This window comes from Sphingobacterium pedocola, from assembly GCF_015209965.1.
GTDB classification, from domain to species: domain Bacteria; phylum Bacteroidota; class Bacteroidia; order Sphingobacteriales; family Sphingobacteriaceae; genus Sphingobacterium; species Sphingobacterium pedocola.
This window is the reverse complement of the sequence record NZ_MU158689.1, coordinates 634278-654865: the sequence shown is the minus strand read 5'-3', so window position 1 is coordinate 654865 and position 20588 is coordinate 634278. Positions and strand designations below refer to the sequence as shown.

The 20588-nt window shown below is 38.5% G+C and carries 17 protein-coding genes; 14 read left to right on the top strand and 3 right to left on the bottom strand.

Going from position 1 to position 20588, the window contains the following annotated elements; translation table 11 throughout:
- Positions 1-163 precede the first annotated feature (163 nt).
- The 8 genes from C4F40_RS02640 to C4F40_RS02605 all read left to right on the top strand — a co-directional run bounded on the left by C4F40_RS02640 (position 164) and on the right by C4F40_RS02605 (position 9221).
- A complete protein-coding gene (locus C4F40_RS02640; RefSeq protein ID WP_196937835.1) occupies positions 164-931 on the top strand; it encodes a lysophospholipid acyltransferase family protein in 768 nt (255 codons plus the stop codon).
- Positions 932-1053: 122 nt separating this feature from the next.
- On the top strand, positions 1054-1275 hold the full coding sequence (locus C4F40_RS02635; protein ID WP_017258669.1) for a DUF2795 domain-containing protein: 222 nt from the start codon (positions 1054-1056) through the stop codon (positions 1273-1275).
- Between the two features lie 230 nt (positions 1276-1505).
- Positions 1506-1958 (top strand): hypothetical protein, encoded by a 453-nt coding sequence (locus tag C4F40_RS02630; protein ID WP_196937834.1) that lies wholly within the window; start codon positions 1506-1508, stop codon positions 1956-1958.
- 268 nt (positions 1959-2226) lie between these two features.
- Positions 2227-3216 carry an anthranilate phosphoribosyltransferase gene (trpD, locus tag C4F40_RS02625; protein WP_196937833.1) on the top strand — a complete coding sequence of 330 codons (990 nt, stop codon included), beginning with the start codon at positions 2227-2229 and terminating at the stop codon, positions 3214-3216.
- Positions 3209-3838: a phosphoribosylanthranilate isomerase gene (locus tag C4F40_RS02620; protein WP_196937832.1), complete on the top strand. Its 630-nt coding sequence runs from the start codon at positions 3209-3211 to the stop codon at positions 3836-3838. The genes trpD and C4F40_RS02620 overlap by 8 nt, the downstream gene beginning before the upstream one ends.
- Positions 3831-5015 (top strand): tryptophan synthase subunit beta, encoded by a 1185-nt coding sequence (gene trpB / locus C4F40_RS02615; protein ID WP_196937831.1) that lies wholly within the window; start codon positions 3831-3833, stop codon positions 5013-5015. Before C4F40_RS02620 ends, trpB begins: the two co-directional genes overlap by 8 nt.
- Before the next feature lie 37 nt (positions 5016-5052).
- A complete protein-coding gene (gene trpA / locus C4F40_RS02610; RefSeq protein ID WP_196937830.1) occupies positions 5053-5808 on the top strand; it encodes a tryptophan synthase subunit alpha in 756 nt (251 codons plus the stop codon).
- A 788-nt stretch (positions 5809-6596) separates the two neighbouring features.
- On the top strand, positions 6597-9221 hold the full coding sequence (locus tag C4F40_RS02605; RefSeq protein ID WP_196937829.1) for a carboxypeptidase-like regulatory domain-containing protein: 2625 nt from the start codon (positions 6597-6599) through the stop codon (positions 9219-9221).
- A 25-nt stretch (positions 9222-9246) separates the two neighbouring features.
- Here C4F40_RS02605 and C4F40_RS02600 read toward each other — a convergent pair whose 3' ends face one another.
- The 3 genes from C4F40_RS02600 to floA form a co-directional block, all read right to left on the bottom strand.
- Positions 9247-9837, bottom strand: a complete 591-nt coding sequence (locus tag C4F40_RS02600) for a Maf family protein (RefSeq protein WP_231389897.1) — start codon at positions 9835-9837, stop codon at positions 9247-9249.
- A 3-nt stretch (positions 9838-9840) separates the two neighbouring features.
- The gene (locus tag C4F40_RS02595; protein ID WP_313784904.1) at positions 9841-10371 is read right to left on the bottom strand and encodes a KdsC family phosphatase; all 531 of its coding nucleotides are present in this window, start codon (positions 10369-10371) and stop codon (positions 9841-9843) included.
- A gap of 329 nt (positions 10372-10700) precedes the next feature.
- Positions 10701-11681: a flotillin-like protein FloA gene (gene floA / locus C4F40_RS02590; protein WP_196937828.1), complete on the bottom strand. Its 981-nt coding sequence runs from the start codon at positions 11679-11681 to the stop codon at positions 10701-10703.
- 307 nt (positions 11682-11988) lie between these two features.
- On the opposite strand from floA, the gene C4F40_RS02585 reads away from it, so the two are divergent.
- The 6 genes from C4F40_RS02585 (at position 11989) to lpdA (ending at position 20577) form a co-directional block, all read left to right on the top strand.
- Positions 11989-15393 (top strand): response regulator, encoded by a 3405-nt coding sequence (locus C4F40_RS02585; RefSeq protein ID WP_196937827.1) that lies wholly within the window; start codon positions 11989-11991, stop codon positions 15391-15393.
- Positions 15381-16214 (top strand): CheR family methyltransferase, encoded by an 834-nt coding sequence (locus C4F40_RS02580; protein WP_196937826.1) that lies wholly within the window; start codon positions 15381-15383, stop codon positions 16212-16214. Before C4F40_RS02585 ends, C4F40_RS02580 begins: the two co-directional genes overlap by 13 nt.
- On the top strand, positions 16214-16780 hold the full coding sequence (locus C4F40_RS02575) for a chemotaxis protein CheB (RefSeq protein ID WP_196937825.1): 567 nt from the start codon (positions 16214-16216) through the stop codon (positions 16778-16780). The genes C4F40_RS02580 and C4F40_RS02575 overlap by 1 nt, the downstream gene beginning before the upstream one ends.
- Before the next feature lie 6 nt (positions 16781-16786).
- Positions 16787-18403 carry a response regulator gene (locus C4F40_RS02570; protein WP_196937824.1) on the top strand — a complete coding sequence of 539 codons (1617 nt, stop codon included), beginning with the start codon at positions 16787-16789 and terminating at the stop codon, positions 18401-18403.
- Positions 18404-18555: 152 nt separating this feature from the next.
- The gene (locus C4F40_RS02565; protein WP_196937823.1) at positions 18556-19083 is read left to right on the top strand and encodes a plastocyanin/azurin family copper-binding protein; all 528 of its coding nucleotides are present in this window, start codon (positions 18556-18558) and stop codon (positions 19081-19083) included.
- 87 nt (positions 19084-19170) lie between these two features.
- Complete coding sequence (gene lpdA, locus C4F40_RS02560) at positions 19171-20577, top strand: dihydrolipoyl dehydrogenase (protein WP_196937822.1); 1407 nt, start codon at positions 19171-19173, stop codon at positions 20575-20577.
- The last annotated feature ends 11 nt before the right edge of the window (positions 20578-20588 follow it).

Below are 20588 nucleotides of genomic sequence, written 5' to 3'. Positions count from 1 at the left end.
TATCAGGGCTGTGTATGGGATTGTGTGGCTGATAAAAACCAATCTTAAAAAGACTGCCGGGTCGTACCTCCTCGCAGTGACGTGTTTTTTTGTTAGTCAACTACCTTGTTAGATGCACCTGTTATTTGTTAAGAAATCCAACTTTTCTTTTTAAGTTTACACTATGGTAAAACTTTTAAAAAAAGCGCACACTGTCCTATATTACAGTGCTGTGTCCTTTTTCTTTCTGCTCGCCTATCCCATTCTACGCTACCTCACTTTACATCCTTCTAAATATTATAATCAAATTGTATTTCTACGCAAATGGATAAGCCTCTTAGCGTGCTGGCTTGTAGGTATTCGATTTAAAGTAACTTTTGAAACAACCATCGACTGGACGCAACCATACGTTATTTGTCCCAACCATACGTCCGTATTGGATATTACCGCTATTAGCTACCTTTGTAAGCAACCTTTTTCGTTTATGGGGAAAATAGAATTACTCAAAAATCCGGTTACGGGTATGTTTTTTAAGAGCGTCGATATTGCCGTAGATCGCAAAAGTAAAATATCCGCTTTCCGTTCGTTCAAACGAGTGCATCAACTGGTAAAAGAACACAAAACTATCGTCATTTTTCCAGAAGGAAAAATCGACGACGAATACCCTCCTCAGCTCCATGAATTTAAATCCGGCTCATTTCGCATTGCTATCGAAAATCAAGTTCAAATTATCCCTGTGGTTATACATGACGCCTGGAAGATACTTTGGGACGACGGATTAAAAAGAGGATCACGCCCCGGCACCATCCACATTACCGTTTTAGCCCCCATAAATACGCAAAATTTACCCTCAGAAGCAAGTAATCAGCTCCAAACAAGCGTATATCATCAAATGAAATCATTTTGGGACATCTACAATGATCATCAAACCGTCATAAACTCAGGGAAATAAAATTTTATTTACCTGTATACCAGATAAATAAGCCGAAAGATTTATCCCACCCTAAAAATAACTTGATATAGTCAAATTAAATACTATTTTTGCGAAAAAGATAAAACACAAATTGTAAGACTATGTATTGGACACTAGAATTAGCATCGCATTTGGAAGATGCGCCATGGCCTGCAACAAAAGATGAATTAATCGATTATGGAATTCGTTCTGGCGCTCCAGTGGAAGTAATAGAGAATCTCCAAGCGCTGGAAGATGACGGTGAACCCTACGAGAATATTGAGGAAATTTGGCCAGATTATCCGACTAAGGACGATTTCTTTTTCAATGAAGACGAGTATTAATCCATCATAAAAATCGCACTAACAGTAGTGCGATTTTTATTTTATTACTCAATTTTCAAAAATATATTACCTAACTTCGACTGTTATAGTTGAATATTTGGCAGTCGTCAGAAGTGTTCCGCCAAACTGGAAAGATTGCGCCTATACTTTAAAGATTACAAACAAATAGGAGGACAACTTTAGGACTAATCCTTTTCTTCCAAAACTTGTCATATCTTTAAATAAAAAACATGAGAATTCTACTGATATCGATTTTCACTTTATTATCGCCTTTTATCTTTGCCCAAAATCAAGACGCAACAAGGCAGGACGATATCCAGCTAATAAAAAATTTTATTGCAGATCTTGCAAACGAGAATATTGCAGTAGATGTTATTTTAAGCCAATATATAAAAGTAGATCAACCTTCAAGCGAAACATACGATTATTTAGAAGTGAGTCTTGAAGAAGTGCGTATCAATGTGCTGTACAAACAAATTTCTGATATCACTTACATTCCATATGCCAATATGCCACGCAAAGAGGTTCGGGATATCGATCCAGAGGAATTGGACACGAACAAGATGTACTTCTTACAGTATAAAAAAAGACAGGTGCTTGCAATCTATATTGAAAAGGGCAAAATCGCTTCGTTTACATTGGTATCTAAAGGGAATAATCTGGCACATTTTGTAACGTATTAAATTTAATTTTTTCAAAATACATTTTGCTTTTTTAAAAAACTTATAAGATATTTGTGATAATAATAGAGAATATGAAATCGATCGTATCATATAAAGCTTGGTGGTGGCATAACAGTTAATGTTGTGGCAGACACCTATTGCATAAATTGATACATATCAAAAAATAGCGGGCTTGCCTTTTCGGGTGAGCCTTTTTTTTGTTCCCTATCTGGCCTCCCTTTTGAGGAGGATGACGGTTGGGTGGGAATTCAACTTTTCACTTTGTAAAATGAAAGAAATACTAAGACACCTATTTGAATATAAATCTTTCTCACGGAGAGAAGCCTATGATATCCTAACAAATATTGCTACAGGTAAATACGACTCTCATCAGATCGCAGCCTTTATGACGACATACGGGATGAGAAGCATTCGGGTAGAAGAGTTAGGAGGGTTTAGAGATGCCATGTACGACTTATGTTTAAAAGTCGATTTCGATGGATACGACTTAATCGATATGTGCGGAACCGGAGGAGATGGAAAAAACACGTTCAACATTTCAACATTGGCTTCATTTGTCGTCGCAGGAGCGGGCTATCATGTAGCCAAACACGGTAACGTCGGTGTATCATCGGGATGCGGATCTTCCAATGTAATGGAACACTTAGGCTATACTTTTACAAATGATAGCGACATCCTTAATAAACAATTGGATCAGGCTAACATTTGTTTCCTCCATGCCCCTTTGTTTCATCCGGCTATGAAAACTGTCGCTCCCATCCGTAGGGCATTGGGAATAAAGACTTTTTTTAACATGCTAGGCCCGTTGACAAATCCTGCTAACCCTAAATTTCAATCCGTCGGTGTATTTAGTCTAGAGCTGGCAAGGCTGTATGGATATCTCTACCAAAATTCAGCGAAACAATATAGCATTATCCATGCTTTAGATGGATACGACGAAATTTCATTAACGGGTGATTTTAAAATCATCAGCAATACCGGCGAAAACTACTACGAGGTGAGTGAACTTGGATTGGAAACTTTAAAAGCAGACGACTTAAATGGAGGAAATACCGTAGAAGAAGCAGCAGCAATTTTTCGCAAGATAATATCCGGAGAAGGTACTGATCCGCAAAATAATGTGGTATTAACAAACGCAGCCTTTGCAATCAAAACATTTGATCCAAAAAAATCATTTGTAGACTGCTATCAGGAAGCAGAGGGTTCTTTATTGGGCAAGAAAGCCTTACGTAGTTTTAAAACGCTGATTAATGGCTAATAGAAATCTAAAGATTAAAGTATGCGGAATGAGGCTCCCTCAGAATATTGACGATGTAGCCGCTTTAACCATCGACTATATGGGATTCATATTTTATCCACAGTCCAAGCGCTTTGTTGATCATATCCCATTTGCGCCATCGACCTCAGGACTAAAACGTACGGGCGTATTCGTGAACGACCGTGTAGCGCATATAAAGGCCAAAATAGCGGAGTGCTCCTTACAGGCCGTACAGCTACATGGAGATGAAGATGTAGCGTTTTGCCAACAGCTTGCTCAACCAGGCATCCAACTCATCAAAGCATTTGGGATTGATGGTGATTTCGAATGGGAAAGCGTCGAACCCTTTCTCAATGACGTTGATCTATTTTTATTTGATACCAAAAGCGCAACGTATGGAGGAACCGGACATCGCTTTAACTGGCAAAAACTTACAGATTACCCCCACAACAAACCGTATTTTTTGAGCGGAGGCTTATCACTAGCCAATATTGAGGAAGCCAAAAATTTCGACGATGATAGATTATTCGGTGTGGATTTGAATTCTAAATTTGAAATAGAACCGGGACTAAAAAATATAAGTACATTAACGCAAGCATTGAAACTACTAAGAGATGAGTAAATATCAAGTGAACGACAAAGGATACTACGGGCCATTTGGGGGAGCATATATTCCCGAGATGTTGTATCCGAATGTGGAAGAATTACAGAGCCGTTATCTTCAGATTATGGAGGAACCTTCTTTTAAGGAAGAGTTTGAACAATTATTAACCGATTACGTCGGACGCCCTTCTCCACTCTACCATGCAAAACGATTATCCAAAAAGTATAATGCAACAATTTTCTTAAAACGGGAAGATTTAAATCACACGGGAGCTCATAAGATTAATAATACCATTGGGCAGATCCTGCTTGCCGAACGTTTAGGAAAAAAAAGAATCATAGCCGAAACTGGAGCCGGCCAACATGGTGTTGCTACAGCTACAGTATGTGCCCTGAAAGGGCTGGAATGTGTGGTATACATGGGAGAAATAGATATCCAACGACAAGCTCCCAATGTAGCCCGAATGAAAATGATGGGGGCGACCGTAGTTTCAGCGCAATCAGGCAGCAAAACGTTAAAAGATGCCACAAACGAGGCGTTAAGAGATTGGATTAACAATCCCGTAGATACACATTACATCATTGGATCTGTGGTAGGCCCGCACCCCTACCCCGATTTAGTTGCTCGCTTCCAATCTATTATATCAGAAGAAACGAAGGTGCAATTGTTGAAAAAAACAGGAAAATCTACTCCGGATGTTGTAATGGCTTGTGTAGGGGGAGGATCAAATGCTGCGGGAATGTTTTACCACTTTTTAGACGATGAGCACGTCAAACTTATCGCTGTTGAAGCCGCAGGCCACGGGATACACTCCGGTGAATCTGCGGCCACTACCGTCTTAGGAAAAGAAGGTGTATTGCACGGAAGTCGTTCGATACTGATGCAGACAACGGATGGACAGGTGATAGAACCGTACTCCATCTCTGCGGGGCTTGACTACCCGGGAATAGGACCGCAGCATGCGTGGTTGTTCAAAAGCGGCAGAGGACAATATGTAAGTGCGACGGATGATGAAGCAATGCAGGCAGGCTTGGAACTGACGAAATTAGAAGGAATTATTCCGGCAATAGAAAGCTCTCACGCACTCGCCTATCTTCAAAAAATGAATTTCAAAGGCGATGAAACAGTGGTTGTATGTTTATCTGGTCGCGGCGACAAGGATTTAGATAATTATATGAAATACTTTAATTTGTAGCAAGCTTACTTTTTACGTTTACCTTTTACTTTTTAAAATGCAAATCAACAAAAACTCGAACGGTTTACTATCCATATATTTTACAGCGGGTTATCCCACATTGGATAGTACCATAGAAATCGCTAAGACATTAGAGCAATCGGGTGTAGATTTTTTAGAAATCGGCTTCCCCTATTCCGATCCGGTTGCAGATGGCCCTACTATACAACATAGTTCCGAAATTGCTTTAAAAAACGGGATGACCTTAAAACTGCTTTTTGATCAATTAAAAGATTTAAGAAAGTACGTCAGTATTCCGGTTTACTTAATGGGCTATTTTAATCCCGTTTTACAATTTGGTGTAGAAAACTTCTGTAAAGCATGTAAAGAAGTTGGGGTGAACGGCACCATCTTACCCGATCTTCCGATGTATGAGTACGAAGAGCTGTATAAAACTATTTTCGAAGAAAATGGAGTCAGCAATATCTTTTTAGTAACACCACAGACTTCAGAACAGCGTATCCGTAAAATAGACAGTCTAACGACAAATTTCATCTACTTGCTATCCTCGAATGCAACTACAGGTAAACAGCTTGAAGTTAAAAATCAATCAGCGGATTATTTCAATAGAATCAAAGAGATGAATCTTGTTAATCCATTTATAATAGGTTTCGGAATCTCTAATAAAGAAACGTTTGAAAAAGCAACGACCTATGCAAATGGTGCCATTGTTGGGACGGCATTTGTCAAAATACTTGCTCAGGAAAACCCATTAAAGTATATTCCGGATTTTGTTAGAGAACTAAAAAGTTAGAGAATTAAAAAAATAAAAAGCTACTAAAAGGTCGACAAACGGACTTTTTAGTAGCCTTAATCACTAACTTACTTTTGAAATAACTTTAGCGTAAAATTTAAGTAGTAAACAGGCTAAAATAATTAACCCCGTTATACTCGCATAAACTCCAATCGGTGTGCTGAGAATACTTTCCATCATTCATCTAGGTTTTATATTTGTCGGAATCTAACCTAGTAAGTTTATTTCAAAATATCAAATTATTTTTTGTTTTTTTATTCGTCTTAATCATTGTATCTTTGTGATGATGAGACAGTTTTTAGCGCTTACCATGTTGATACTATATTCCTTCACATCTAGTGGAGCGACTATATATTTGCATCAGTGTAGCGGTACTACCGTAATAAGTCTTATGGAAGGGGCGAACACACACAGTAATTGCCCTCTGTGTTCGAAAGATCACCAGCACACCGCAGAAAAAAAGACCAATTGTCAAGAAAGTCATTCGTGTAATGATATACAGGTAAAATTGGATCAATTGTCTGACAAACTATTCTCGGCGGACTACAGCAAAAGTTTTCTCGGATTTAGCCCGACCATAATTACATTATATTGGGTACAACCTAGTCTTTTTATTGATTTTGTTTTTAATAGCAAACACACGCCCGAAGAAACAGTAGCATTTTCCAATTCTTCGCCACCAACCTACCTTCTCCATCGTAATTTCAGGATTTAGTATTTCGATTTCTTTATTTAATCATTTAGTTAAACTAGATGTAATGGAATTTTTATACTTAAAATGAATTACAATGAATTTTATATTAAAATTATCTTTATTAGTACTCATCCTATCAGTAGGACATAAAAGCTTTGCACAATCAGACAGCACAGCCCGTTTTGAAGTGGCTGGAAACTGCGGAATGTGTAAAAATCGAATCGAAAAAGCCGCAAATATCAAGGGTGTTGAAAGCGCGGTATGGAATATACAAACGGGTGAATTGACCGTAAAATACAATTCCCAACAAACAAAATTAAATCACATACAGCAGGCCATAGCAACCGTTGGGCATGACACTCCGCTATATACAGCGCCCGATGACGTTTACAAAAAACTTCATGAATGTTGTCATTATAATAGGTTGGGCGCGGAAGAACGAGGGCATAGTCATGGCGCTTCACATGACATTCATCAACATGATCAGGAAACTAAATCTCAGAAAAAGGATCATGATGATCATCACGATCATGAACATGAAATCACGGGTGTCGTTGTCAAAGAAAACGCAAAAGGAGATCTGAGTCCGATCATAGGCGTGAATATCAAATGGTTGGAAAACAACAGTACCAACACGATTACCAATGAAAACGGGGTCTTCAAAATCAAACACGAAGAAGGATTAAAAAATTTGGTTTTTTCTTTCGCGGGGATGGAACCAGACACGGTTGAAGTAAAAGATTTGCACGAAGTTTTGGTTATCCATGCCCAAGACAATGTGCTATCGGAAGTAGTGGTATCTCGTCGTCGAAAATCTGCTTACGTCAAATCAATGGAACCGAATCGTGTAGAAGTACTGACCACAAGAGAACTATTTAAAGCGGCCTGTTGTGATCTAAGTGAAAGCTTTGAGACAAATGTTTCGGTAGATGTAGTGAGCAATGACGCCGTGACAGGCAGCAAACAAATTCAAATGTTGGGATTAAGTGGCATCTACACGCAGCTAACCGTAGAAAACCTTCCTGGCCCACGCGGTTTTGCGACGCCTTTAGGATTAAACAGTATCGCTGGCTCCTGGATTGAATCCATCGAAATAAGTAAAGGAATCGGTTCGGTGGTAAATGGATTCGAAAACATGGCCGGGCAAATCAATGTCGAACTTAAAAAACCACATACATCAGAGAAGCTATTTTTCAATGCCTATGCAAATAACATGGGACGTACGGATGTCAACTTGAATCTTTCGCACAAAATAAATGAAGACTGGTCTGTCGGATTATTGCTCCACGACAACTTCATGTACAATAAAAATATGAATTTCAGTGACAATGGGTTTCGTGATGCCCCTGTAGGAAACCTCTTTTCCGGCATAAATAGATGGCATTATGAAGATGGAAAAGGCCTAATCGCTCAATTTGGGGTTAAATTCTTAAAGGATGACAGGACAGGTGGTGAAATCGATTTTAATAAAGCAACAGACAAATTAACCACCAACCGCTACGGATTGGGATTTGACAACCAGCGAATCGAAGGATTCGCAAAAATAGGCTATGTATTTCCGCAGAATAGGCTGCGTAGCATAGGGTTACAATTATCCGCTTCCAACTATAAACAGGATAGTTATTTTGGATTAAACACGTACTTAAGTGAGCAAAATAGCGGATATGCCAACTTAATTTATCAAGATGTAATCGGCACCGTTAATCATAAATATAAGGTGGGTACATCCTTAACATACGACGATTACACTGAAGATGTAAACAGCTACAATTTTGACAGGAAAGAAGTCGTTTCTGGGGCATTTGCAGAATATACATTCAGCCCATCCGAAAAATTTGATGCCGTATTAGGCATTCGACAAGACTACAACAATATATATGGGTGGTTCACAACGCCTCGTGCGGTACTACGGTATTCTCCAGTTACAGGTACGACGATACGCGTGAGTTCGGGGAGAGGCCAACGTACCGCCAATATATTTGCGGAAAACATGAGTATCCTCGCGTCAAGTCGCGCGATTAACTATTCAGCCCTAGATAACGGACAGTTTGCATACAATCTAAAACCGGAGGTATCCTGGAATACGGGCCTTACTTTTGACCAGGATTTTCAGTTGTTTGGAAGAGAATCTGGAATGTCCGTCGAATTGTTTCACAATAATTTTCAAAATCAAGTCATCATCGACTATGAAAATCCAAGGGCAATCTCTTTCTATAATCTGGACGGAAAATCTTTTTCAAACAGCCTACAAACAGAATTCAGGTTTATGCCAGCACAACATTTGGAAGCTAGGCTTGCTTATAGACTACTTGATGTACAAACAGATTATGAAGCCGGACGATTACAAAAGCCATTGACGGCTAAACACCGAGGTTTTATGAACCTAGCATACAATACACATAGCGGATGGAGCTTTGATTATACGTTAAATGTGGTGGGAGAAAAAAGGTTACCATCTACGGCAGCTAATCCAGAAGAATATCAATTATCGCGCTATTCGGAAGCCTATGTTACGATGAACGCACAGATCAGCAAAACGCTAGGCAAAGCCAAAAACTTTGATGTATATGTAGGAGGAGAAAATCTGTCAAATTACTATCAAAAAAATCCAATAATAGCTTTTGAAGATCCTTTTGGTTCCTACTTTGACACCAACTTACTTTGGGGTCCATTGACGGGAAAAATGTTCTACGCCGGAATACGGTATCACATAAAATAAAAAAATGGAGCTAACGCTCCATTTTTTATTTTAATATTTCTTTCAGTTCCTGAAACAGACGAGCGGTAGGTAGTCCTACCACATTTTCGTAAGAACCTTCTATTTTCGTCACAGCTGCACGGCCTATCCACTCCTGGATACCGTACGCACCAGCTTTGTCATAAGGTTGGTATAAATTAACATAATACGCTATTTCATCATCGCTCAACGCCGCAAACCATACTTTTGTTTCTTCGGTGAAATGATGCTGTTTCGCTCTATACCGAATAACTACTGCTGTATGTACAACGTGTGGTTTCCCGGATAGCCGACGCAATATGCGAATAGCATCATCTTGATCGTTAGGTTTACCAATCGGATTACCTTCCGCATCGATCACGATGGTATCAGCGGTAATAACCAACGCTTCGAAAAAATGCTCCTCTAAAAAAGCCGCGCTCTTTTTACGTGCTATTTCCAGCGCTGCATGTTGAACCTCAATATCGGAATCAAAACGTTCATCAACCTCTCTCACAATAACTTCAAACGAAATCCCCAAAGCAGCTAACAATTCACGGCGTCGTGGTGATTGAGAACCCAAAACTACCTGCACATCTTTTAGTTTATCAAGTATCATATATCAAACACTTTTTACAGAAAAATCCGCGCCCCACTTGTTTTGTAATTTCAGTACCTTCTCCACGACATCACGAACAACACCTCTCCCGCCTTCCTTAGAAGATATATAATGACTTATCGCCTTGATTTCCTCAACGGCATCTTGGGGGGCGGCAGCGATTCCCACATATTGCATACACGCCAAATCTGGCATATCATCACCGATAAAGAGAACCTCTTCCTTATTAATCTGATATCTTTCTAAGATAGCTTCCAGTATAGCAAGTTTATCTGTAATCCCCATATGTATCTCTTCTACACCCAGACCTTCAAATCTTCTTAATACCCCCTCCGATTTCCCTCCGGTTATGACGCAGATCTTAATTCCTTTCTTAATTGCCAATTGAATCGCATAGCCATCTTTTACGTTGAAAGTCCGTAGCTGCTCTCCGACTTCATTAACGAAGATCGATCCGTCTGTAAGCACACCATCCACATCCAAAAAGATGGCTTTCACATATTCTAAGCGTTTTAATATCATATCTGATTCCAAAAATACAGTTTTTTATTACCCATTTCAAAAACAACTTTTATTCATTCGAGTCATTTTTTTATCCCAAAAAATAACACAAATCATGTAATTGTCACAAAGTAGTTGTGATAACAACTTTCTTTATCAGAATACTTGATAGATGAAAAATCTTGCCGTAAATTTGTCTTAACAATTCGGAGCAGTGTAATTGTTTTAAAAATGTCTTTTCATAATTTAGGTTTATAATTGGTTAGTAGCAAACCTTGGCGCCCAACGCCAAGGTTTTGTTTTTTGCAAAAAAAGCCAATTGAACGTATCCAATTGGCTTTTTTTTAAAAATCTATTTGATCTTATTTACTTTTATCGTTTCCTTTAGGATTGGAAATTGAAGAGCGCATATCCGTATCGGCTTGAATATTCTGCATCTTGTAATAATCCATTATACCCAGATTACCGCTTCTAAACGCTTCGGCCATAGCCAATGGAACTTGAGCTTCGGCCTCGATTACTTTTGCTTTTGCTTCCTGCGCTTTCGCACGCATTTCTTGCTCATTGGCAACTGCCATAGCCCTTCTTTCTTCTGCTCTAGCGTTTGCAACCTTTAAATCAGCTTCAGCCTGATCAGTCTGTAGTTGCGCGCCAACATTTACACCGATATCAATATCGGCAATATCAATCGATAATATTTCAAAAGCTGTACCTGAATCCAGTCCTTTCGCAAGTACGGTTTTTGAAATTCTATCCGGATTCTCCAAAACCTGTTTGTGGCTGTCTGCGGACCCGATCGTCGTAACAATACCTTCACCAACACGAGCCAAAATAGTTTCCTCACCAGCTCCTCCGACCAGTTGGTTAATATTCGCACGCACGGTTACCCTCGCCTTCGCTATCAATTGAATGCCATCCTTAGCAACAGCTGCTACCGGAGGTGTGTTTATTACCTGAGGATTTACAGAAAGCTGTACTGCATCAAACACATCCCGTCCTGCTAAATCAATAGCAGTTGCCAACTTGAAGCTTAATGGAATATTTGCTTTATCCGCTGAAATCAATGCTCTAATAACTTTATTTACATTTCCACCTGCCAAATAATGTGTTTCTATCTCGTTCGTAGTGATACGCAATCCTGCTTTTGTCGAAGTAATCATTGCATTCGTTACCAACGCTGGAGAAACTTTACGTAGACGCATCAAAACCAAATTCAAAAGGCTGATGCGCACATTCGAAAGTTGAGCTGTAAACCACAGGTTTACAGGCAAAAGATAAAACAAAAGAAAGAAGGCGATTAGTCCCCCTACAATGGTCAATATTAATGTTATTTCTGAATTCATTTTTCCGTAGTATTTGTTATATGGTTCACTTTCTCCCTAAAGGTATTAAAATTAGACGAGTTTTTAACACCTTTAGGTTCAATTCTTCAAAAGAATTACCTTTACAACGTTCTTCAGAAGAGTATATTGATTATATTTGTATAAAAATTATCTAACATATTTACGTTAAAAATAATATATACTCCTCACAATTTATCAAATCACATCAAGTTTAGATGCGTATCCGCTATACAATAGGTACAAAAGATATGGCAAACAAATTTTGTGGATAAAGTATTTATATTATTATAAAATGATGGAATAAATTATGGCTCGAAGAAATATAATACAATTACAGCTTTTAATAAGTATTGTACTAGCTTATCTCGTAATTATATTCTCGGCTTTGTATTTTTTTAATAAGCTAAATAGTTTTACGGACGAAAACGAATTGATCATAAATTTAGCTGAAGAACGTTTTGCTACATCTACAGCTATTGAATCCAATTTATATCATATTATTCAGTATAAAGCGCATTACGCCACCAATAATCTACAACCCGATGCCCAACGGATAAAAGAAGACAAAAACGAGGCTTTAAATAGCCTTATCAAATTAGAAACACACAACAGCTATTTTCATTCCAATGGTCCCGTACAAAAGAACCTAAGAGAATTAGTAGAACGAATTACCGATTTAGCCTATTTTGAGCAACAACTAAAACATAAAAATCGGAATGAAATTGCGTCGTACCTAGTCGATGAACAAGAAGAAACAAAGAGTGCGCTTAATACGTACACCCAATTTATTATTGAACAAAGAGAAGAAGGTTTAGCAAAAAACAAAGAGCGGTTTGACGATTCAAAAAAAATAGTCCTTGCGTTGATCTGCATATCGCTGGTGGTTATTCTCTATACATTTTTTAAAGTATTTCAATTGCTCGAATACTTACGGACATCCCGTAAGGAGCTCAAAGAAATGAATAATCAATTTATAGTTGCGAGTGAAAAAATAGAAAATACGAACTGGGTATTGGAAACCAACAATAAGATTATTGAGGAGATTAGTGGTATCGATGATGAAGATGAAATAAGTAAGATAGCCTTGAATATCTTAGACGGAGTAACTCCATTTTATGGAGCTACAATATACATCCGAAAGATCGGTTCGAACGAGTTTCGTTTAAGTAACAGTGTAGGGGTAGACAAAAACCTGTGCCCGTCGAGTTTCATTACCGGCGAAGGTTTATTGGGCAAAGTAGTAGAGAATAACGAGATCAAAATACTATCGATCAAAGATATTGACCATTTGAATATCAAAAGCAGTATTGCACGCGAGATTCCTGCGACAGTCTTTATTTGTCCGCTAGCTCACGAAGGGCATAGTCTTGGTCTTTTGGAAATCGTCTTAAACATCGAAGAAAATCAATCGCCCAAATATGTTGAGTTTCTGATCAGGGCATCGAGAAATATCGCTACACGGATAAAATTCGGACAAAGTCATCATCTCGTAGAGCAATTATTAGAGGAGACTCAACGGCAAACTGAAGAACTAGAAGCACAGCAAGAAGAGCTTCGTATTACGAACGAAGAATTAGTATATAAGACGAATTTATTAGAGTCATCAGAAGAAGAATTGCGTGTACAGCAAGAGGAATTGACGCAAACCAACCAAGAACTCAATGAGAAGGCCTCCGAACTTGAGACACGAAACAAAGACCTGAACACCGCTCAAATAACGGTTGAACAAAAAATAGCGGAAGTAGAACTTGCAAGCAAATATAAATCAGAATTCATGGCGAATATGAGTCACGAGCTTCGTACACCGCTAAATAGTATTTTGATCTTAGCCAAACTTCTGCACGATAATAAGGGTAAAAATTTGACCGGAGATCAAGTAAAATATGCCAATGTCATTCATAGCGCAGGAAGCGATTTATTACAACTTATTAATGAGCTGTTAGATCTCGCCAAAATAGAGTCGGGTAATATAGAGCTGCATATTGAGACGATCAATACAAATGAATTTAAAGACAATATCGGGGAACTGTTCAAAGAATTAGCGAATGATAAACAAATTATCTTCAGTGTATCATCATCCAGTAATGTACCCGATAAATTTTTATGTGATGAATACAGGTTAGAGCAAGTGTTGAAAAACTTCTTATCAAATGCATTTAAGTTCACGGATAAAAATGGAAAGGTCGATTTCAAGATATCTTATTTAGACAATAACTTGCATTTTAAAGTATCAGACACCGGAAAAGGTATTTCCCAGGAAAAACAAGAGTTAATTTTCGAGGCATTTAAACAAGAAGACGGCTCCACGAGCAGAAAATATGGCGGGACCGGACTAGGACTTTCCATTAGCAAAGAGATTGCCTCCATTCTAGGAGGGAAAATAACGTTAGAAAGTGATCTAGAAAAAGGGAGTACCTTTACCCTCATCATTCCAAATAAGACACCGCAAACATCGGCTTCACCGGTTGTTAAGAAATCTTCCGAGCAAATTGATGTTAAAGAGACGGGCGGTGGTTTTATAGTAAATCAACACAGAAGTATACTGATAATTGAGGACGATGTTAACTTCGCAGACATACTTAAAGCCTTCGCTGAGAACTACAATTTCAAAGTTACCCTGGCACACGATGGATCTATGGGGATTAAATTGGCACAAGAGATCATACCCGATGCAATTATCTTGGACGTGATGCTTCCTATTTCGGATGGTTGGGAAGTACTTCGCGTATTGAAAGAAAATGAAAACACCAAACACATCCCAATTCACATGATGTCAGCGGCTTCATTTAACAAAAAAGATTTTCTGGAAAAAGGCGCAATAGGGTTCATGCATAAGCCCGTAAATGAAGAGGCTATCAAAAAGACATTTGATAATATTAACTTAAATTTAAGCCAATCGGTAAAAAAGATCTTATTGATTGAAGACCAAGAATTACAAAGTGATTTTATAAAAAACTCTTTCGCAGAGCATAAGATAAATGTGATTCAGGCATTTTCCCTTAGCTCCGCTTGGGAAAAACTGAATCAGGAACCAAACATAGACTGCATTATTCTTGATATGCAACTTCCGGACGGCACGGGTATAGAGCTATTGGAACGTATAAAAGATTCCCGATCACTTGAAAATATTCCAATTATTATCAATACGGCATTTGAGTTACCGAAAGATCAGTCCGAAAAGATATTATCTTATGCAAAAGCTACTGTATTAAAATCGGCTAAATCGAGTGATAGACTCATAGACGAAGTGAATTTATTCTTGAACAAAATAAATAATGAACACTATCAACCGGTCAAGAATATCCATAAAATAGATCCCACTATCCAAACGAATAATTTGGCGGGAAAGCGCGTTTTGATTGCAGATGACGACATGCGAAATGTATTTGCGCTAACGACAACTTTACTAAGTCTTAACATGGAAATCGAGGTGGCTAATAATGGCAAAGAAGCGATAAAATTAATGGAAAAACTCGGTAACGAGATAGACATCGTATTGATGGACATTATGATGCCGGAGATGGACGGACATGAAGCCATTCGAATTATTCGCGAGGAGTTGAAATTCAAAAAACTTCCTATCCTTGCTGTAACGGCAAAGGCAATGAAAGGCGACAGGGAAATGTCACTACAGATCGGAGCCAACGACTACATCAGCAAACCCATTGATATTGACAAATTAACATCATTAATGCAAGTATGGTTAAGTTAAAAGAGCCGGTCCATATTACATTTGAAGAGTTGGATGATGTTGTCTATTTGCTTAAGAAAGTAGCAGACTATGATCTATCGGGTTATTCTAAATCATCCTTAAAAAGACGAGTGCAACGTCTTATGGCCATGGAAAGCATGGATCTTATCGACCTAAAAAATGCAATTCTAAATGTGAATGGTTTTTTTGGGTATTTTATTCAGGAGATTACGGTTAATGTAACCGAGATGTTTCGTGACCCACCATTCTATCAAGAGTTAAGAAACGCTGTTTTCCCCTACTTACAAACTTATCCACAACTACGTGTTTGGAGTGCTGGATGTGCTACCGGAGAGGAAGCTTATTCATTATCCATACTATTACAAGAAGAAAAATTATTAAACCGCTCCTTTATCTACGGAACCGACATCAGCCAACAAGCCATTAATACTGCTAAAAAAGGTGTTTACACCGTGGAAAAAATAAAATCGTACACAGAGAACTATAACCGAGTAGGAATGAACAGTAAATTCTCCGATCACTATACTGCAATGTATGATGCCGTAATCATCAACAATGAATATCGGAATAGTATTTTATTTTCTAATCACAATTTAGTATCCGATAATGTATTTAATGAATTTCAACTGATCTGCTGTCGCAACGTGCTTATTTATTTTGACAAAGAATTACAACAGCGCGTGCTTAATGTATTCTATGAATCGTTAAGCTTATTCGGATTTTTGTGCCTAGGCACTAAAGAATCGCTTTATAGGCAGGAAATGAATGCGAATTTTAAAGTCATCAACAAAAGCTTAAACATTTATCAAAAAATAAAATAATGGCACAAGCTGAGGATATAATTTTGATAGGAGGCTCTGCGGGCTCATACGGTGTGATTGTAAACATGTTGGAAAGTATCCCCGCCAAAATTTCATCAGCAATAATTGTAATCATTCACCGGAATGCAAAATATCCAACTCAAATGGAGAAAAGCCTTACGTTGAAGCTCAAAAGGCCCATTCTTTCTGCCGAAGACAAGGTAACAATTGAAGGTAATAATATTTATTTTGCATCTCCGGGTTATCATCTACTCGTTGAGCCCGACCATACGTTTTCTTTGGACATCTCCGATCCGGTCAACTTTTCACGACCTTCCATCGACGTCCTTTTCGAGAGTGCGGCGGAGGTGTATACAACCAGATGTACGGCCCTCTTACTCTCTGGTGCAAACAACGACGGAGCATATGGTATTAAAAGAGTAGAATTTTTCGGCGGAACTTCGATAATACAAGATCCTAATGATGCACTTATAAATACTATGCCCAACAGCGCTATCACTACGTCATCAAAAGCGAATGTGCTCAAAAACAAAGAAATAATTAACTACTTTTGTTCCATAAAGTAAACTTCTATGAGTACCATCAATCTTCTCATTCTTGATGATAAAGAGGAAAACATCATCAGTCTTTCGGCTTTACTTTCAGATATTGGAGACATCAACATTATCAGCTCTACAGATCCCAATGAAGCATTAAAAATCTGTTGGATGAAGGACATATCTATTGCCCTAGTCGATGTGCAAATGCCTGAAATCAACGGATTCGAATTTGTTTCACTATTGAAGTCCAATTCAAGAACTAGCCACATCACGGCGATCATGGTAACAGCAATATCTAAAGAAGATAAGTATCTAATACGGGGCCTAGAGAGTGGAGCAGTTGATTACCTATATAAACCCCTTAATCCAGAGATCACTATTGCAAAGGTGACTTCCTTTATAAAACAGATCCATATTCAAGAAGAAATCATCCAAAAGAACATGGAACTGGAACAATCCAAAAAAGCCTTAATTCAAGCCAATAAAGAAGCAGAACAGGCCCGCCGGTCGAAAGAGATTTTTTTAGCCAATATGAGTCATGAAATCCGTACCCCCATAAATGGAATTATGGGTATTGTTCATATGCTCAAAAATGCAAATTTGAATCCCGAGCAAATCGACTGGATAAATCGTTTAGAGAACGCTTCTAATTCTTTGCTTTTGATCATCAATGACATCTTAGACATTTCAAAAATAGATTCGGGCATGATGAAAATCGAGTTTGAAGATTTTGATTTGAAAGCCATGATTTTGGAGTTCGACAAAAATTTCAAACTTAAGGCAACTAACAAAAATTTGGATTTTGAAGTCATTCTAGATGAGGCACTGCCACAATATGTTAGGTTCGATGCCTTACGGCTTCAACAGATCATCAGCAATTTCATCTCCAACAGCTTAAAGTTCACCGAAAAAGGAAAAATATCATTAATAGTTACAAACGTGGAGAATATTGGAGATCAATATTCCATTAGCTTTGTGGTAAGAGATACCGGCATTGGTATTAAGCCCGACGCCGTTGAAAAAATATTTCAAGCTTTTGAACAAGGCGACGATGGCATAACCAAAAAATTTGGGGGCACCGGCTTGGGCTTAGCTATTGTAAAAAGACTTTCCGAGTTACTGGGAGGAAAGGTTAGTGCGAAAAGCACCTACGGTAACGGCTCTGAGTTCTCGTTTGTGTCAACTATTCAAAAAGCAGAAAAAAGTACGCAAGAAAAAGTTCGACTACAATATACTCAATTCCCCGAATTAAATAAGCTCAATGTACTAGTAGCTGAAGACAACGAGCTCAATAGCTTTATGCTTTCTCATATGCTTCAAACATGGAGTTGTCATGTAAAGGTAGTGAAAAATGGCATGTTGGCATTAGAGGAATTCGAAATTAACACCTACGATTTGATCTTAATGGATACGCACATGCCGATCATGTCTGGATTCGAGGCGATCAAAGAAATCCGTAGGCACCCTAATCGGGATAAGCGGAATGTCCCGATTATAACTATTTCGGCTTCGGTGCTTGAACATGAACAACAAGCTGCTTTCGAAGTAGGCGCGGATGACGTGATTAGTAAGCCCTTCCACCCCATAGATCTGTACAATAAGATTACAAAAACCTGCGCATTGAAAAATGAAAATAATATTACATTTTAGGCGAGCAAAGACAGCAGTTCAACAAAATTATTAGTAAATTAGTCGCTGATTTAACAAAGACGTATGAAACCATTCTGATTTCAAAAAACCCTTTACGGGAATATATAGCATCAGAATAGCTTCATCACCACTTGAAAACAAACAATATATATATGAAAAAATTCTTTATCATTCCGGCAGTTTTATTCGCGATTTCACTATCCTCATGTGGAGGTAATGACACAAAATCTACCACTGATAATGCAGCAACAGAAGAGTCTACAGATGCTGTAGCTGAAACAATACCTGGTATTGAAAATGTCAATTTGTCTAATACATGGACGGTAGAAGGCAATGATCAAATGAAGTTCGACACGGAGTTAATTCGTGTAAAAGCAGGTGAACCTGTAGAAATTACACTAAAAAATGTAGGCACCATGCCGAAAGAATCTATGGGACATAACTTTGTTGTGCTAAAACCTGGTGTAGATTTACCTACCTTCGGCGCAGAAGCTACAGGTGCTGCGGAGTCAGAATACATTCCTAAATCTTCCCTTTCTTCCATTGTGGCACATACTAAATTATTAGGTCCAGGTGAAGAAGATAAAATTACATTCACTGTTGAAAAAGGTGTTTACGATTTCATCTGTAGTTTCCCTGGCCATTACGGTGTTATGAAAGGTAAAATCGTTGCTGAATAAGCTTTTTGGAACGATTTTGATAAAAAAGGTGCTAGTTTGTGCCTTCTATTATAAGTAACTTAGCAACAAAAAATAAAATTCGCACGCATGCAATACGATGTTATAGTAATTGGTAGTGGTCCAGGTGGTTACGTAGCTGCCATCCGATGCGCCCAATTAGGCCTTAAAACAGCAGTTATCGAAAAATACAGCACATTCGGCGGCACATGTCTTAATGTGGGTTGTATCCCATCAAAAGCGTTATTAGACACGTCGGAACATTATCATAATGCCGCTCACAATTTCGCAGATCATGGGATTAATCTGAGCAATTTGAAAATTGATATCAAAAAGATGATCGCTCGTAAAAATGATGTTATCGCGCAAAATACAGCTGGCATCACTTTTCTCTTTAAAAAGAATAAAATTGATTCTTTTGAAGGTGTTGGCTCTTTTGTAGACAAAAATACGATCAAAATCACTAAAAGTGACGGCACAACAGAAGAAATAAAAGGAAAAAATGTAATTGTTGCGACAGGCTCAAAACCTACAGCATTACCATTTCTGCCTATTGACAAAAAGCGTATCATTACATCTACAGAAGCGTTAAATCTGAATGAAGTCCCTAAACATCTTATCGTAATCGGTGGAGGAGTAATCGGCCTAGAGTTAGGTTCCGTGTATGCGCGTTTGGGTGCAAAAGTTTCTGTTATAGAATATGCCAAATCAATTATCAGCACCATGGATGGTGGACTAGGAAAAGAACTACAACGCGTATTGAAAAAGTCATTAGGCATGGAATTCTTTTTAGGCCACAAAGTAACAGGTGCCTCGGTAAAAGGTAAAAATGTCACGGTAACGGCAGAAGATACCAAAGGAGCAAGCGTGTCTTTTGAAGGTGATTATTGTATTGTTTCAGTCGGCCGTATCGCCTATACCAAAGATCTGGGATTAGAAAATATAGGCATTACTGCTGAAGAGAGAAGCAATAAAATCCCAGTAAACGATCATTTGGAAACCGCTGTAGCGGGCGTTTACGCGATTGGGGACGTGGTAAAGGGCGCTATGTTGGCGCATAAAGCAGAAGATGAAGGAATTTATGTAGCCGAGCGTATTGCTGGTCAAAAACCACATATCGATTATAACTTAATTCCTGGGGTAGTTTACACTTGGCCCGAAGTAGCTTCAGTCGGTAAAACGGAAGAACAACTCAAAGAAGCCGGTAAAAAATATAAGGCTGGTTCATTTTCTTTCAAAGCCTCCGGCCGGGCAAAAGCATCTGGAGACACGGATGGATTTGTTAAGGTCTTGGCGGATATAGAAACGGATGAGGTTCTTGGAGTACATATCATAGGCCCAAGAGCAGCGGACATCATTGCTGAAGCCGTGGTCGCCATGGAATACCGTGCATCTGCAGAAGATATCGGCCGTATCTGCCATGCACACCCTACCTATACAGAAGCATTAAAAGAAGCAGCATTAGCCGCTACTGCTAACCGAGCAATTCATGCTTAAAAAAAGGTTCA

Coding starts and splice junctions, on each gene's coding strand:
- trpD (WP_196937833.1), top strand. CDS start 2,227: ATGAAAGAAATACTAAGACACCTATTTGAATATAAATCTTTCTCACGG.
- trpB (WP_196937831.1), top strand. CDS start 3,831: ATGAGTAAATATCAAGTGAACGACAAAGGATACTACGGGCCATTTGGG.
- C4F40_RS02575 (WP_196937825.1), top strand. CDS start 16,214: ATGGCACAAGCTGAGGATATAATTTTGATAGGAGGCTCTGCGGGCTCA.
- C4F40_RS02620 (WP_196937832.1), top strand. CDS start 3,209: ATGGCTAATAGAAATCTAAAGATTAAAGTATGCGGAATGAGGCTCCCT.
- lpdA (WP_196937822.1), top strand. CDS start 19,171: ATGCAATACGATGTTATAGTAATTGGTAGTGGTCCAGGTGGTTACGTA.
- C4F40_RS02585 (WP_196937827.1), top strand. CDS start 11,989: ATGGCTCGAAGAAATATAATACAATTACAGCTTTTAATAAGTATTGTA.
- floA (WP_196937828.1), bottom strand. CDS start 11,681: ATGAATTCAGAAATAACATTAATATTGACCATTGTAGGGGGACTAATC.
- C4F40_RS02630 (WP_196937834.1), top strand. CDS start 1,506: ATGAGAATTCTACTGATATCGATTTTCACTTTATTATCGCCTTTTATC.
- C4F40_RS02640 (WP_196937835.1), top strand. CDS start 164: ATGGTAAAACTTTTAAAAAAAGCGCACACTGTCCTATATTACAGTGCT.
- C4F40_RS02570 (WP_196937824.1), top strand. CDS start 16,787: ATGAGTACCATCAATCTTCTCATTCTTGATGATAAAGAGGAAAACATC.
- C4F40_RS02580 (WP_196937826.1), top strand. CDS start 15,381: ATGGTTAAGTTAAAAGAGCCGGTCCATATTACATTTGAAGAGTTGGAT.
- C4F40_RS02635 (WP_017258669.1), top strand. CDS start 1,054: ATGTATTGGACACTAGAATTAGCATCGCATTTGGAAGATGCGCCATGG.
- trpA (WP_196937830.1), top strand. CDS start 5,053: ATGCAAATCAACAAAAACTCGAACGGTTTACTATCCATATATTTTACA.
- C4F40_RS02565 (WP_196937823.1), top strand. CDS start 18,556: ATGAAAAAATTCTTTATCATTCCGGCAGTTTTATTCGCGATTTCACTA.
- C4F40_RS02600 (WP_231389897.1), bottom strand. CDS start 9,837: ATGATACTTGATAAACTAAAAGATGTGCAGGTAGTTTTGGGTTCTCAA.
- C4F40_RS02605 (WP_196937829.1), top strand. CDS start 6,597: ATGAATTTTATATTAAAATTATCTTTATTAGTACTCATCCTATCAGTA.